Genomic DNA, 13,100 nt, shown 5'->3' on the forward strand with positions numbered 1-13,100 from the left:
TGTATGTGAAGCGCAAACTTGGAATAGTCCGAAGTCTAGGCAAATGATTTTCCGAGTAGAATGGATATTCATATAAACTATAGATCTATTGGTATTTTGACTGCATGACACGGGTGATGTAGTGAGTGTGTGGAGTGAAGCGAATGGAATTACGACATTTACGTTATTTTGTGACGGTGGCGAAAGAACAGAGTTTCACCAAGGCAGCGGAAAAACTATTTACAGCGCAACCATCGCTTAGTCAGCAAATTCAAGATTTAGAGCAGGAGGTTGGGGTGCAATTATTTGAACGTTCTGCTCGTAAAGTCTTACTGACCGACGAAGGGCAGGCTGTTCTGAAATATGCAGAGCAAGCACTAGAAAATGCCAAACAAGCTGTAGCAGCAGCTCGCCACGTGGCGCAAGCTAAAAATAACCAAATACATATTGGCTTTTTAAATGTCGCAGAATTGAAAATTATGCCGAGTATTTTGGCGCAATTAAAACAACATATCCCTGATTTAAAAATTCATTTACATAGCTTGACGTGTACAGAGCAGATTCAAAAACTAAAAAATACTGAATTGGATATTAGTTTTACGCGATATCACTTAAGTCATGACGACTTTAACAATATTCAGGTTTTAAGTGAGCAGATCTATCTAGTCGGTGCAGCGCATCTGCATCCATCAGATCGAATCTTAAAACTTCAAGAGTTAAAAAATCACACCATTATTATGTGTGAACAAAATGCTTCTCCTGTTTTTTACGATACCTTAAATGCCTTGATTCCTTTGGATCAGCATCAACATGATCATATGCTGTGGGTGACCAATGTCATGCAGCATTTAAATTTGATTAATATGGGCATGGGCCTGAGTTTTGTGCCCGAATATTTACTCAAATTTTTAAATGATTCGGTCAAAGTCATTCAAACAGATGTGGAATTACCGAAACTAGGTTTATATGCAACCTATCCACATGCATCGAATAATGTGGCATTGAAAATGATTTACAGTGCTTTAAATAATGTAACTGCACAATAGCGTCTGGAATAGCCAATGTTAAAACTGATTTATTATGTACCTGAGTCTCACTTAGAGTCGACTAAATTGGCCGTATTTGAAGCAGGAGCAGGCGGTATAGGCAACTATGAACACTGCGCTTGGCAAGTTTTAGGGAAGGGGCAATTTAAACCTGTAAAAGGTGCAAATCCGTTTATTGGTGAGCTAGATACTTTGGAGCAAATTCCAGAATGGCGAGTGGAAACGATAGTGCCTGAAGAAAAGGCAAGTGCGGTAGCGAGGGCTTTAAAAGTAAGTCATCCTTATGAAGAGCCGGCATTTGAGTTTATTCAAATGGTGGATATTCAATTTTAATGATGCTTTTAAATTTTTAAGTTATAGAAAAAAGTAGATACACGAAGGGTGACATGGATGTCACCCGTTAGACAGAGATTCAAGGATGAATCTTCTGTCTAACAAGGGATTTTGGTTACTTTGATCCTTCAAAGTAACGTAATACCTACGCGTTATACACTAAAGTCACGTAGCTAATTGAGGTTGTGAGTATTCAATTGAAAGCAAGTTAAACCTTCTGAATAAATAAATCACGGTCAAAACGATACTGCGGGAAGAACACACCATCTTTAGCACGTTCACCTGCACCAATCACCATCACTGGGTATTGCTGGGCATTTAATCCTAAAATCTTCTTCACCAAAGGTTCATCAAAACCTTCCATCATACAACTGTCAAAACCATAGGCACGTAAAGCCAAAACTAAGTTTTCACAAGCCAATGCTGTGGTTTTGCTCGCCCAAAGTTTTGCATCTGCTTCATTAAAAGCTGTTACAGGCAATTGTTTATCCAGTGTACGTGCAACTTTGAAAGCAACTTTCTTAAAGTTACCTAGGGCGTTGAAGTAACCAGTTTTATAGTTATAAGGAATAAACTTGTAATACTTCTGTACCGCTGCAGGTGCTTCAGGAAATGGAAATTCCGAAATATTACGCTTTGCCATTTCATCTACACGGTCAGTACGCGCGACACAGACGATCAATTCAGCAGCAGTTTTTGCAGCTAATTGCCCTAAGCAAGCTTTCACCAATTGTTTTTTCTTTGCGGGATTCTGAACGACATAGAATGTCCACGGTTGTAAATTCGATGAATTTGGTGCAAGCAAGGCGAGGTCTAAGCATTCATCTAAAACGTCGTTTGGAATGGCCTTGTCGGTAAACTTACGTACAGAACGACGGCTTTGTACAACTTTTTTAAAATTCTCGATATCGATGCCTTCAGGCGCAGGCTCGTAGTAGCGTTTCTTTTCAGGTTTAGTTTCAGTTTGTGATACTGCAGTCATGTGGAAACATCCAGTTTTTTAATTTAGAAAATAGATTGGGGCTGAGATGAAAAAAACCACCCAAATATGAGTGGTTTTTTAGTTCCATTAAAACATTAATTGAACTGAGAGAAGTCAGGTTTGCGTTTTTGCATAAAGGCGGCAACAGCTTCCATCATTTCTGGAGAGCCTACTCGGTCCATGAAAATTTCAGCTTCATGGTCAATCCATGCCACGATTTCATCTACATTATGTTTCATTAATGCTTTTGATTGAACCAAAGACGCTAGTGGAAGTGCAGATAACTGTGCTGCTTTTTTCGCAGCTGTCGCATAAGCATCTTCTTCGATGCTATTGACCAAATTTGCTGAAAGCGCTGTCGCACTATCAAACTTCTGAGCAGTTAACAGTAATTCCGCCGCTTTATGGTAGCCGGCTTGTTGAACCAATAGCTTGCTCGATGCACCTTCAGGCGATAGACCAAGGCTCACAAACGGAATTTGGAATAGGGCAGTATTGTCGCTGTAGACTAGATCGCAATGAAGCAGAATCGTAACACCAATCCCAATGGCAACACCGCGAACCGCAGCAATCAGCGGCTTAGAAAATTGAGCAGCAGATTTTAACAAAATAAAAGGTGCGCCTTCTGAAGCTGGAGCTTGTCCTTTTTGAGCAGCAGATTTCATAAAATCTTGCATGTCATTGCCCGCACTGAAGTCTGCATCTTGACCACGGAGTACTACTACACGCACTGAAGTATCTTGATCAGCTTCATCTAATGCTTTTGCAATCCACAGATATAATTCTGTATACAGCGCGTTCTTCGCCTGAGGTCGGTTAATGGCTAAGGTCAGTACGCCATTGTCCAAATTCGCATTCAAATGTTCATGGGGTTGTTGAATACAGCTCAGTGTCATCGTACTATCCTTGCGTAAAAGTTTCGTTTTGATTTTATGCTCGACATTATGTCGCATATTTCAGCCTGTGGCACAACTGCTCAGTTCATAAAAAGTTTGATTTGATATGAAATATACATTTGATTATTTGGTTTTCATTGGGCGTTTTCAGCCGTTCCATTTAGCGCATTTGCAAACCATTAAAATTGCCTTACAACAAAGTCAATATGTGCTTTTAGCACTGGGTTCGGCGCAAAATGAACGTAATATCAAAAATCCATTTTTAGCGACAGAACGTGAGCGAATGATCTTGTCGAATTTTTCAGAGCAAGATCAGAAGCGAATTAAGTTTGTGCATGTGATAGATGTATATAACGATGAAAAATGGCAAAAGTTAGTCAAATCTTTGGTAGATTATGTAGTTGAAACGAATGCAAAAGTCGGTTTGATCGGGCATTTTAAAGATGATTCTTCTTATTATTTAAAATTCTTCCCCGAGTGGGAAATGGTTGAGCTGGATAGTCTAGAAGGGGCGATTTCTGCGACACCAGTACGTGAAGCGTATTTTCGTGGTGAAATTGAACGAGATGCCTTTCCTCAAGGTACCGTCGATTTTTTGCAAAAATTTCAACAGACAGACATTTATAAACAACTTCAACACAAATTTATGACTCAGGATAAAACAAATCTGCTATAAAAAAACGCTAAATTTCTAGCACCACAATGGAGTAAAAAAATAAACATTGTAGTGCTTTTAGGCTGTGTTTTATTCAGGAGAAAAACATGAATTTGCGTCAGGGAACGTTTGCAAAATATATGGGAGCCTTCGCTTTATGTTGCGTATTGCCCCTACATGCTGCTGAATGGACGCTAACGCCTAATAGTCAGGTCACTTTTGGTATTAAATCTGTGGGGCTGTCTATTGTAGAAGGCCGCTTTAATAAGGTTCAATCGAACCTAAAATTTGATCCTGAAATTCCGCATAAAGGTTCAGCGCATTTAGTGTTAGATGTGGATAGCATCAGTTTTAGTAACCCAAGCTTGAAAGGATTAATCTTGGGCAGTGAATATTTTGATGCCGCTGAATTTAAGCAAGTGAAGTTTGTCAGTAAACAAATCGAACCCGTGGCTTATGCCAAGTATATGATTCGAGGGGATCTCACCATTCGTGGCATCACTAAACCTGTGATCTTTGATACCACACTTGTCCCTAGTCCACAAAATCCAAAAGTGTTGGATGTTCAATCTTTAGCAACCATTAAACGTAGTGATTTTGGTATGCGTAAAGCACTCGGTGGAGTAGGTGAGCAAGTATTGATACAGCTCAAAGGCCAATGGCGGCTTGAATAACCGTAGTCTTACAGGGTTTAACACATATGATCTTTGGCGTGTTGTAGCATAACAGCAGTTATTTTCTGTAATTGAATTGATTGTTGGTTCCAATGATGCCAATACAAGGCTAAATCAATACTGAGTTCTGTTGAAAGCTCTATCAATTTTCCCGCTGCTAATAAGTCTTTGCTTTGATAGTCGGGTAACCATCCATAGCCCAAGCCCATCGTAATGGCATCAAAAAATGCAGTTGAAGAGGGAATGAAATGATGCGGATATTGTGAAGGATTGAGCCCGAAATTCTTCTGAATCGATTGCGTATGCAGGTCATCCTTCTCATTAAAAATCAGTGCAGGCGCAGCCCTTAACGCATTTCGCGTCACGCCTTTACCGAACCATCTTTGGATAAAATCAGGAGTTGCTACAAATCGATAATGCATTTCACCCAGATATTCTGCAATGCAGCCCTTCATGGCTTCTGATTCTGTTGTGACACAGGCATTGACCAGTCCTGCTTCTAATAAATGATGTGTTTGTGACTGATCATCGACCTGAAAATGAATCACGATTTTTTCTTCAATTAAGAGATTTTTGAGTAGCGGAAGCAACCATGTCGCAAGTGAGTCAGCATTGGTTGCAATATTGACTTGATAAAACGCATTCGCGGTTTGTCCTGTTAGATTTTGCAGAAAATTATGTTCTAGTAATTTGCTGTGTTGTAAATAATGCAATAAAGATTGGCCCGCAAGTGTTGGGCGGCACGGACGTTCACGCACAATGAGCACATGACCTAATTTCTTTTCTAAGGTTTGCAGTCTGAGCGTGACCGCAGATGCCGTAATGTTTAAACGCAGTGCCGCTTGTTCAAAGCTTCCTGTTTCAGCTACTGCAAGAAAAGCTTCACTATGTTTACTTTGTAACATGAGTCACCTATGAGCATTAGAAATTTTATAAACTAAGAAAAACTTAGTTATAATGATATTTATTTATAAATACTTATTTTTAACAATAAGCTTCGATAATAGCAACATTCATTTAATGCTTTGAAAGTGTAGTTAAAAAATGTTGCACAGTTATATGCAAGGGCTCGCAATTGGATTTAGCCTAATTATCGCGATTGGTGCGCAAAATGCGTTTATTCTTAAGCAGGGGTTAAAAAAGCAGTATGTCTTTTGGCTTTGTGCTATTTGCGCAGCTTCTGATTCGATACTCATCTTATTGGGAGTGCTCGGATTCTCCCAATTGGTTGAAAGTCATCCGGAAATTGTGAGTGGAGCGAAATATTTAGGCGCAACGTTTTTAACAGTTTATGGGGCACAGCATTTTCTGCAAGCCTTTAAAACTTCGAGCAGTTTAGCGCCCAGTGAGAAGAATGAAACCAAATTATTGAAACTGGTACTGATTTGCTTGGCTTTAACGTGGTTAAATCCACATGTGTATCTCGATACGGTTGTGCTGATTGGATCTATTTCCACGAAGTTTGAATCGACAGCCGTATATTTTGCGATTGGGGCAATTACAGCTTCATGGGTATTTTTCTTTGTCCTCGGATTTGGCGCGCGCTATTTATTACCGCTCTTCCAAAGTGCAAAGGCATGGAAAGTTTTAGACTTTATTATTGGCGTTGTGATGTGGGGAATTGCAATTTCATTATTGCTCTAGTTAGAAGCTTCTTATTAAGTTTGAGCCCATTCCTAAAGGAGCGGGCTCAAATCATTACTTTTATGCTGCTTGTAATGCTTTTAAATCTTCTAAGACTTGTTCTGCATGGCCTGCGGCTTTAACTTTACGATATTCTTTTACCAGCTTGCCATGATGGAAAATAAAGGTTGAACGTTCGATGCCCATGACCTTTTTGCCATACATATTTTTTTCTTTAATCACGTCAAAATGCTGACATAGCACTTCTTCTTTATCACTGATTAAATCAATGCTTAGATTTTGCTTTTCAGTGAAGTTTTGATGGGCTTTAACCGAGTCACGAGAAATGCCGTAGATTGGGGTATTAAGCGCATCAAACTGATCTTTTAAGCATGAAAACCCAATGGCTTGCGTCGTACAACCCGGTGTTGAATCTTTAGGATAGAAGTAGACGATCAGCCAGTCATTATTTAGTTCTGCAAGGTTGACTTCACCAGTCGTTGTTGGAAAGGTTTGATTTGGTAAGCTAATTTCAGTCATGAAGATTTCCTTTTTCATGTCTTATCCCTAAACGGGCTTAAACAAAGTATGTGAAATATGACCATCATACAGAATTTACTTTGAACTTAAAGCAATAAAAAAGCCTGCAATTGCAGGCTTTTTTAAGACGAAAAATTATTTTTTCGCTTGAGCAGATTTCATTGCTTCTTCAGTTAAATTTTTTAATTTACCTGTTAACTGAGGACCGAAACATGCTTGAAGGTCTTTATTTTGTTTTTGAACAAAAGCGAGTGTTGCAGGGCTTTTCTTCTGGTTGATTGTGCTTTGGATTTCCCATTTTTGAGCATTGGTTAAACGACCATCTGCTTCAACAGCACAAGTACAGTATTTGCTAACTTCAGCGGCAGTTAGTTTTTTACCTTTGCCAGTTTCTTCTTTACAAACATTAATTAACGAAGATTTTACGTTAGTGCTCTTATATGCTTGTTGAAGCTTGTCGTTGTCAGCGTGTGCAACTGAAGCAAACAATGCAGCTGCAGAGAAAGCAGCAGAAAGAATAATGTTTGATTTTAAATTTTTCATAAACCCTACCTTGTTATTTCGGTATGTAACGTGTCGGATCTTCAACACCTGCGTCAACGAAACCTTGTTTACGAAGACGGCAGCTATCGCATTTACCGCAAGCACGACCTTGGTCATCTGCTTGATAGCAAGACACCGTTTGACTGTAGTCTACGCCATGTTCTATACCTAAGCGAATGATATTTGCTTTGGATAAATGTAACAGAGGTGTTTCAAATTTAAGTGGTTTTCCTTCAACGCCAACCTTTGTTGCAAGGCGAGCCATGTTGGCAAATGCTTCGATAAACTCTGGACGACAGTCTGGATAGCCTGAGTAATCAACTGCATTGATACCAATCACAATCGCTTCTGCACCAAAAACTTCCGCCGCAGCTAAAGCATATGACAAGAAAATCGTGTTACGCGCTGGTACATAAGTTACAGGAATACCGGCTTGTTCATGATCAGGAACTTCAATGCTATGGTCAGTTAACGCAGAGCCACCTAAGTTACCTAAATCGATATTAATGACACGATGTTCTACACCAGCCTGCTTAGTTAACTCACGAGCAGCATCCAGTTCTGTCGTAGAACGTTGACCATACATAAAACTCAAGGCGATACATTCATAACGTGCTTGAGCCCAAGCTAAACAAGTGGTTGAGTCTAAGCCGCCAGACAATAAAACTATGGCACGAGGGCGCATATGCATTACTCCAAATAATTCTTTAAAACTTAACGACCAGTTTCATCGTTCCAAAGCAACTTATGTAATTGCAATTGGAAGCGAACAGGGAGATGGTCTTCTAAAATCCATTGTGCTAAATCACGTGCAAGCTGAGGCAAACGAACAGCACCTTTTTCAATGGCAAAGGCCGGAGAGAACCAAATGGTGCTAACTTTTTCGTTTAGCTTATAGCGCTCAACTTGCTGTTTTGACCATTCATAGTCTTCACGATTACAAATTACAAATTTGATCTGATCATGCGCTGTTAAATGGTCGAAGTTGCTAAGCAAGTTTCGTGCAACTTCACCCGATGTCGGGGTTTTTAAATCCATAACCTTTGAAACACGTGGGTCAACTTTAGACACGTCTAAAGCACCACTTGTTTCTAAAGAAACTTCGCAGCCTAAATCGGCCAGACGAGTCATGAGGGGAAGGGCGTTCGGTTGAGCAAGCGGCTCACCACCCGTCACGCAAATATAAGGGGTTTTAAAATCTAAAGTGGTTTGAATAATTTCTTCTAATGATTGGCGTTCACCGCCTTCAAACGAATAGGTCGTATCACAATAAGTGCAACGTAACGGACAGCCCGTTAAGCGGATAAAGACCGTAGGCAAACCTGCGGTATTGGCTTCACCTTGCAATGAATAAAAAATCTCCGTAATACGTAAACCCGCAGACGGATCAGAAACAGGAATAGCGGAAGATCGAAGGGTACTCATAACAAAATTAACCAGATATAAAAAAACAAAAAATCTCTACGATTATTGCTAACCGTAGAGACGAGGAGCGATAGAAGCTCCACGGAACACGAATGCTCCGCTGAAATAAAACTTAGTCTTCGCGTAATAATTCGTTCAAGCTTGTTTTCGCACGAGTTTTCGCGTCAACTTTTTTCACGATTACTGCAGCATATAGGCTGTATTTACCGCATTTAGAAGGCAGGCTGCCAGAAACCACAACAGAGCCAGCAGGAACACGACCGTAATGGATTTCGCCAGTTTCACGGTCATAAATCTTAGTCGATTGACCAATAAATACGCCCATTGAAATCACAGAACCTTCTTCTACGATCACACCTTCAACGATCTCAGAACGCGCGCCAATAAAGCAATTGTCTTCAATGATTGTTGGGTTCGCTTGAAGTGGTTCAAGAACACCACCAATACCAACGCCACCAGATAAGTGAACATTTTTACCAATTTGAGCACATGAACCAACGGTTGCCCATGTATCAACCATAGTACCTTCGTCAACATATGCACCAATATTGACATATGAAGGCATCAATACAACATTTTTTGCTTGGAAAGAACCTTTACGTGCTACAGCAGGTGGTACTACACGTACACCAGCAGCTTTAAATTGTTCTTCAGTCCAGTCAGAGAACTTAGTATCAACTTTGTCATAGAAGCGTAAGTCACAAGCTTCCATTGGTTTGTTGTCGTTCAATTTGAATGAAAGCAAAACGGCTTTTTTCACCCATTGATGAACAATCCATTCACCATCAATTTTTTCAGCAACACGTAATGTACCGTTATCTAGGCCAGCGATCACTTCTTCTACTGCTGCACGTACTTCAGCAGGACAGTCAGCTGCAGTGAAATTAGCACGGTCTTCAAACGCTTGTTCAATGATTGTTGAAAGCTGAGACATGTTCTTCCATCCAGAAAAAAATTTTCCAAGATTTTACACTAAATCGAGTTAAAAATAGATGGTAAATCGGCCTAGGATCGGAATTAATTATTAAGCAAGCACTAAATCCAAGAAATTAAGAGTGATGAATTTAGCATTTTCATAAGGTTTGTATAAAAAATACGCAAAATATACAGAATTATTCCTTAACATCATTATTATATTTAAAAAAATGAAACAAAAACTCTTTATTAATCAATATTAAAATCTAAATGTATCAAAAGTTAACAAAAAATCAGTAAATTTGCATAAATGTTGAGCTGTTTTTCCTTTTAACATGTGCCATATAACAAGTCTGTAAAATCTGAATAACAGTTTATTTTGAGGAGAAACACATGAAATCATTACGTTTATTAACAGTAGCTGCTCTACTTACTGCTGCAGGTACTGCAATGGCAGATACCTCTGTAGTTCATGATGGCTATGCATTTGATCAAAACCAACTTATCCCAACTGGCGCTCGTCTAGAAGTGGGTACGACGGGTTATGGTGGTGCGTTACTTTGGACTGCGAATCCATACGTCGGCCTTGCATTAGGTTATAACGGTGGTGATATTTCGTGGACAGATGATGTTTCTATTGATGGTACAAAGTACGATCTAGATATGGAAAATAGCACTGCGTATTTGAATGCTGAGATTCGTCCTTGGGGAGCAAGTGCAAATCCATGGGCACAAGGTTTATACGTTGCAGCAGGGGTGGGTTATATTGATAACGAATATGATCTAACTAAACGTTCTAAAGATGGCACAATTAAAATCAATGGTACAAATTATTCGTATAACGGATCTGTTAACGGAAACATGTCTTACGAAAATGATATTGCACCGTATGTAGGTTTGGGTTTTGCGCCTAAATTAAATAAAAACTGGGGTGTCTTTGGTGAAGTGGGTGCTTACTACACAGGTAATCCAGCAGTTGACTTAGATAAATCTGGTACATTTGTTAATGCTGCTGGTGGTAATGCATCTGCAGATTTACGAGCAGAAGAGCAAAAAATCCGTGAAGATGATAAATATCAATGGCTTCCAGTAGGTAAAGTAGGTGTGAGCTACCATTGGTAAGTTCTTACTGAAATAAAAAAACGAGCTTCGGCTCGTTTTTTTTGTTTTTAGAAAGCGTTTAAAATGTGTGACCAAATTTCAGACCATAGATCATGGCATCATTGTCTGAGACACTTGCAAGACCTGAAATATGCGATGTTTCAGCATTAGATGGTTTTGAGAGTTTCATATAATACAGGCCAGTCGCTAGAAAATTGTTCGGGTTAAATTTATGCATCATACCTAAACCTAAACCTCGATAGCCATCACTTGGGTTTAAGGTCGACGCCGGATTTCCTGTCCCGTTGTCCCAAATAAACTCTGCAGCAGCGAGCCAACTCGGATTCAATTGATGTGCAATCCCTAACTTTCCTGACCATTGATCTTTCTGATATTCCACCAATTGGATATCAGTTAAATCACGGTATTGTGGATCGAGTGCTGTGTATTGAAGCACGGCATTAAACTGCGGTGGCTGAATGTTGAAATCTTTCCAATTAATCCACCGAACTGTGCCATATACAACATTGTGTGGGCTAATGGCTGTTTGAAAATCAAAATTGACGCTTGGTGGCGTTTGAATTGAGGTATGGGTGTCAAGTACTAATTGAAAAGGACCATTTGAATATAAAGTTGATTCAGAGGTCTTATTTTTATGTTTGATTTTTGAACGATAGGTTAGGCTAGTTTTAATAGCATATTCAGGGATTTGATAACTGAATCCGAGCAGCCAACCAAGCGCTTCATCTTGTTTAAAATCGGCATGGTAGCCATTGAGAGCAGCATATTGTTGTCCAGAAATTTTTAAATCACCCTTAAATGTTTGTAGGCTTAAACCGCTATAAATATTCCAATTTTTATTGGGTTGATAGCCTACCAGCCCAGTTAGGTTATGCGTTCTAAAGTTAATATCGGCGCTTTCAATATCGATATTTGAGCCATCTGGTAAGCGTGGACTATATTGATAACTGATATCGGTATGAAAGGGTTGTTCATAAATCACCCCCGCAGAAATATTTTCATGCGGTTGAATTTTAAGTGCAAATTTCCCAGAAAATTGTTGATGGGCGAGATTCCCTGTAGAAAAATCAGTTACGCCTAGTTCACTAATTAAACCTTGGTTTTGAACTTTGCCGCCCACTTGAGCATCGACATAAGCCAAACTGACTTCAGTATAATTTCCGGGTTCAAGAAAGGCCGAGATCGATTGATCTGAGTTTTCTATCCCTGCTGCATACATGATTTGTATGGGGCAGATGATACCGACTGCCACTGCGACGAATTGATTTTTCATAAAGTCCTGGCTTATGGGTCGGAAGTGATGAAGTTTTAATTTTTATTGTGTTGAACGTATTTTAATCACAATTAAAAATAAAGCCAAGAAAACTTAGATAAAATATGAATTTACCAATAAAAAAGAGGACAGCATGTGTCCTCTTTAATTCGTCAATTGGGATATCAGTCTTCTGGGTAAGCGACTTTTTTCAACGCTTTGATGTCAGCATCTGGTGAGCATAAAGAAATAAACTCATAGCCATAACCGCGTAGCAAATGTCCTTTGCGAACAGCAATCCAAGTGGTATTGACCCCGAAAATATCGGTTGGAATTTGTTTTAAACGGTAATCTCGTTCTGGGTCATATGCCACATCGTTGACAATACCCACTCCCATATTAAGTTCAACATAGGTTTTAATAACGTCTGCATCAAGTGCGGACATCACGATATCAACATCAAAGCCTGAATCTTCAAAGGCTTTATCAATTTTTGAACGACCTGTAAAACCACCGTGATAGGTAATAATTGGATAGTTCGATAAATCTTCAATGGTGATATTTGATTTTTGGGTCAGTGGGTGCTCTTTAGGCGTAATGATGCTGTGTTGCCAGTTGTAGTAAGGCACGCTTGCCAGGTTATCTTCATTGGTTAATGATTCGGTTGCGATCCCGATATCCGCTTCACCTTGAAGGAGCATTTCTGTAATTTCAATAGGGCTTGCTTGTTGCAAAATTAGATGAACTTTTGGAAATTCTTTTTTAAATTGGTTCACAATCGGCGGCAAGACATAACGTGCTTGCGTATGTGTGGTAGCAATCGTCAATGTCCCTTCATCTACTTTGTTAAAGTCATCTGCCAGACGTTTAATATTGTCAGCATCCACGAGCATGCGTTCAACGATACCCAATAATGACTGGCCTGGTTCGGTTAAACCGAGTAGACGTTTACCTTTACGGATGAACAGCTGTACACCAAGTTCATCTTCTAGATCTTTGATGTGTTTACTCACGCCTGACTGCGAAGTGTAAAGTGCAGCAGATGCTTCTGTTAAATTAAAATTCTGACGTACGGTTTCTCGAATAATTCTTAATTGTTGGAAATTCATAATTTT

At 39.5% G+C, this 13,100-nt stretch carries 16 protein-coding genes; 6 read left to right on the forward strand and 10 right to left on the reverse strand.

The window, feature by feature from the left end; genetic code table 11:
• The first annotated feature begins 143 nt into the window (after positions 1-143).
• Positions 144-1,025 carry a LysR family transcriptional regulator gene (locus tag FTU34_RS02095; protein WP_180034369.1) on the forward strand — a complete coding sequence of 294 codons (882 nt, stop codon included), beginning with the start codon at positions 144-146 and terminating at the stop codon, positions 1,023-1,025.
• Between the two features lie 15 nt (positions 1,026-1,040).
• On the forward strand, positions 1,041-1,358 hold the full coding sequence (locus FTU34_RS02100) for an NGG1p interacting factor NIF3 (protein ID WP_180034368.1): 318 nt from the start codon (positions 1,041-1,043) through the stop codon (positions 1,356-1,358).
• A gap of 208 nt (positions 1,359-1,566) precedes the next feature.
• On the opposite strand, the gene FTU34_RS02105 is transcribed toward FTU34_RS02100, so the two are convergent.
• Both FTU34_RS02105 and FTU34_RS02110 read right to left on the reverse strand, forming a co-directional pair.
• Positions 1,567-2,340, reverse strand: coding sequence for a nitroreductase family protein (locus FTU34_RS02105; protein WP_078192029.1), 774 nt, complete (start codon positions 2,338-2,340; stop codon positions 1,567-1,569).
• 95 nt (positions 2,341-2,435) lie between these two features.
• Positions 2,436-3,236, reverse strand: a complete 801-nt coding sequence (locus tag FTU34_RS02110) for an enoyl-CoA hydratase-related protein (protein WP_078192396.1) — start codon at positions 3,234-3,236, stop codon at positions 2,436-2,438.
• A gap of 106 nt (positions 3,237-3,342) precedes the next feature.
• Between FTU34_RS02110 and FTU34_RS02115 the strand changes: the two genes are divergently transcribed.
• Both FTU34_RS02115 and FTU34_RS02120 read left to right on the forward strand, forming a co-directional pair.
• Entirely contained in the window at positions 3,343-3,912 is a 570-nt protein-coding gene (locus FTU34_RS02115) for a nicotinate-nicotinamide nucleotide adenylyltransferase (RefSeq protein WP_180034367.1), read from the forward strand.
• Positions 3,913-3,998: 86 nt separating this feature from the next.
• Positions 3,999-4,565 carry a YceI family protein gene (locus FTU34_RS02120; RefSeq protein WP_180034366.1) on the forward strand — a complete coding sequence of 189 codons (567 nt, stop codon included), beginning with the start codon at positions 3,999-4,001 and terminating at the stop codon, positions 4,563-4,565.
• Positions 4,566-4,582: 17 nt separating this feature from the next.
• Here FTU34_RS02120 and FTU34_RS02125 read toward each other — a convergent pair whose 3' ends face one another.
• Positions 4,583-5,470 carry a LysR family transcriptional regulator ArgP gene (locus FTU34_RS02125; RefSeq protein WP_180034365.1) on the reverse strand — a complete coding sequence of 296 codons (888 nt, stop codon included), beginning with the start codon at positions 5,468-5,470 and terminating at the stop codon, positions 4,583-4,585.
• 139 nt (positions 5,471-5,609) lie between these two features.
• On the opposite strand from FTU34_RS02125, the gene FTU34_RS02130 reads away from it, so the two are divergent.
• Complete coding sequence (locus FTU34_RS02130) at positions 5,610-6,209, forward strand: LysE/ArgO family amino acid transporter (protein WP_180034364.1); 600 nt, start codon at positions 5,610-5,612, stop codon at positions 6,207-6,209.
• 60 nt (positions 6,210-6,269) lie between these two features.
• On the opposite strand, the gene FTU34_RS02135 is transcribed toward FTU34_RS02130, so the two are convergent.
• The 5 genes from FTU34_RS02135 to dapD form a co-directional block, all read right to left on the reverse strand.
• On the reverse strand, positions 6,270-6,728 hold the full coding sequence (locus FTU34_RS02135) for a peroxiredoxin (protein WP_078192395.1): 459 nt from the start codon (positions 6,726-6,728) through the stop codon (positions 6,270-6,272).
• 135 nt (positions 6,729-6,863) lie between these two features.
• Positions 6,864-7,271: a hypothetical protein gene (locus tag FTU34_RS02140; protein ID WP_078192024.1), complete on the reverse strand. Its 408-nt coding sequence runs from the start codon at positions 7,269-7,271 to the stop codon at positions 6,864-6,866.
• Between the two features lie 13 nt (positions 7,272-7,284).
• Positions 7,285-7,956, reverse strand: a complete 672-nt coding sequence (gene queC / locus FTU34_RS02145; protein WP_078190349.1) for a 7-cyano-7-deazaguanine synthase QueC — start codon at positions 7,954-7,956, stop codon at positions 7,285-7,287.
• A gap of 29 nt (positions 7,957-7,985) precedes the next feature.
• Positions 7,986-8,696: a 7-carboxy-7-deazaguanine synthase QueE gene (gene queE, locus FTU34_RS02150; RefSeq protein ID WP_180034363.1), complete on the reverse strand. Its 711-nt coding sequence runs from the start codon at positions 8,694-8,696 to the stop codon at positions 7,986-7,988.
• A 112-nt stretch (positions 8,697-8,808) separates the two neighbouring features.
• Positions 8,809-9,630 (reverse strand): 2,3,4,5-tetrahydropyridine-2,6-dicarboxylate N-succinyltransferase, encoded by an 822-nt coding sequence (dapD, locus tag FTU34_RS02155; protein WP_078190347.1) that lies wholly within the window; start codon positions 9,628-9,630, stop codon positions 8,809-8,811.
• Between the two features lie 374 nt (positions 9,631-10,004).
• Between dapD and carO the strand changes: the two genes are divergently transcribed.
• Positions 10,005-10,733, forward strand: a complete 729-nt coding sequence (carO, locus tag FTU34_RS02160; protein ID WP_111883964.1) for an ornithine uptake porin CarO — start codon at positions 10,005-10,007, stop codon at positions 10,731-10,733.
• Positions 10,734-10,791: 58 nt separating this feature from the next.
• Here carO and FTU34_RS02165 read toward each other — a convergent pair whose 3' ends face one another.
• Both FTU34_RS02165 and FTU34_RS02170 read right to left on the reverse strand, forming a co-directional pair.
• The gene (locus tag FTU34_RS02165; protein WP_180034362.1) at positions 10,792-12,006 is read right to left on the reverse strand and encodes an OmpP1/FadL family transporter; all 1,215 of its coding nucleotides are present in this window, start codon (positions 12,004-12,006) and stop codon (positions 10,792-10,794) included.
• A gap of 164 nt (positions 12,007-12,170) precedes the next feature.
• Positions 12,171-13,094, reverse strand: a complete 924-nt coding sequence (locus FTU34_RS02170; protein ID WP_078192020.1) for a CysB family HTH-type transcriptional regulator — start codon at positions 13,092-13,094, stop codon at positions 12,171-12,173.
• Positions 13,095-13,100: the final 6 nt, after the last annotated feature.

Origin of the sequence: Acinetobacter sp. YH12094 (assembly GCF_013419295.1) — a bacterium.
In the GTDB taxonomy this organism is placed as follows: Bacteria; Pseudomonadota; Gammaproteobacteria; order Pseudomonadales; family Moraxellaceae; genus Acinetobacter; species Acinetobacter amyesii.

Bases quoted from the DNA above. Each gene is read 5' to 3' on its own strand.
- FTU34_RS02140 (WP_078192024.1), bottom strand. From the start codon at position 7,271: ATGAAAAATTTAAAATCAAACATTATTCTTTCTGCTGCTTTCTCTGCA.
- FTU34_RS02130 (WP_180034364.1), top strand. From the start codon at position 5,610: ATGTTGCACAGTTATATGCAAGGGCTCGCAATTGGATTTAGCCTAATT.
- FTU34_RS02095 (WP_180034369.1), top strand. From the start codon at position 144: ATGGAATTACGACATTTACGTTATTTTGTGACGGTGGCGAAAGAACAG.
- dapD (WP_078190347.1), bottom strand. From the start codon at position 9,630: ATGTCTCAGCTTTCAACAATCATTGAACAAGCGTTTGAAGACCGTGCT.
- carO (WP_111883964.1), top strand. From the start codon at position 10,005: ATGAAATCATTACGTTTATTAACAGTAGCTGCTCTACTTACTGCTGCA.
- queC (WP_078190349.1), bottom strand. From the start codon at position 7,956: ATGCGCCCTCGTGCCATAGTTTTATTGTCTGGCGGCTTAGACTCAACC.
- queE (WP_180034363.1), bottom strand. From the start codon at position 8,696: ATGAGTACCCTTCGATCTTCCGCTATTCCTGTTTCTGATCCGTCTGCG.
- FTU34_RS02135 (WP_078192395.1), bottom strand. From the start codon at position 6,728: ATGACTGAAATTAGCTTACCAAATCAAACCTTTCCAACAACGACTGGT.
- FTU34_RS02115 (WP_180034367.1), top strand. From the start codon at position 3,343: ATGAAATATACATTTGATTATTTGGTTTTCATTGGGCGTTTTCAGCCG.
- FTU34_RS02100 (WP_180034368.1), top strand. From the start codon at position 1,041: ATGTTAAAACTGATTTATTATGTACCTGAGTCTCACTTAGAGTCGACT.
- FTU34_RS02125 (WP_180034365.1), bottom strand. From the start codon at position 5,470: ATGTTACAAAGTAAACATAGTGAAGCTTTTCTTGCAGTAGCTGAAACA.
- FTU34_RS02170 (WP_078192020.1), bottom strand. From the start codon at position 13,094: ATGAATTTCCAACAATTAAGAATTATTCGAGAAACCGTACGTCAGAAT.
- FTU34_RS02110 (WP_078192396.1), bottom strand. From the start codon at position 3,236: ATGACACTGAGCTGTATTCAACAACCCCATGAACATTTGAATGCGAAT.
- FTU34_RS02105 (WP_078192029.1), bottom strand. From the start codon at position 2,340: ATGACTGCAGTATCACAAACTGAAACTAAACCTGAAAAGAAACGCTAC.
- FTU34_RS02165 (WP_180034362.1), bottom strand. From the start codon at position 12,006: ATGAAAAATCAATTCGTCGCAGTGGCAGTCGGTATCATCTGCCCCATA.
- FTU34_RS02120 (WP_180034366.1), top strand. From the start codon at position 3,999: ATGAATTTGCGTCAGGGAACGTTTGCAAAATATATGGGAGCCTTCGCT.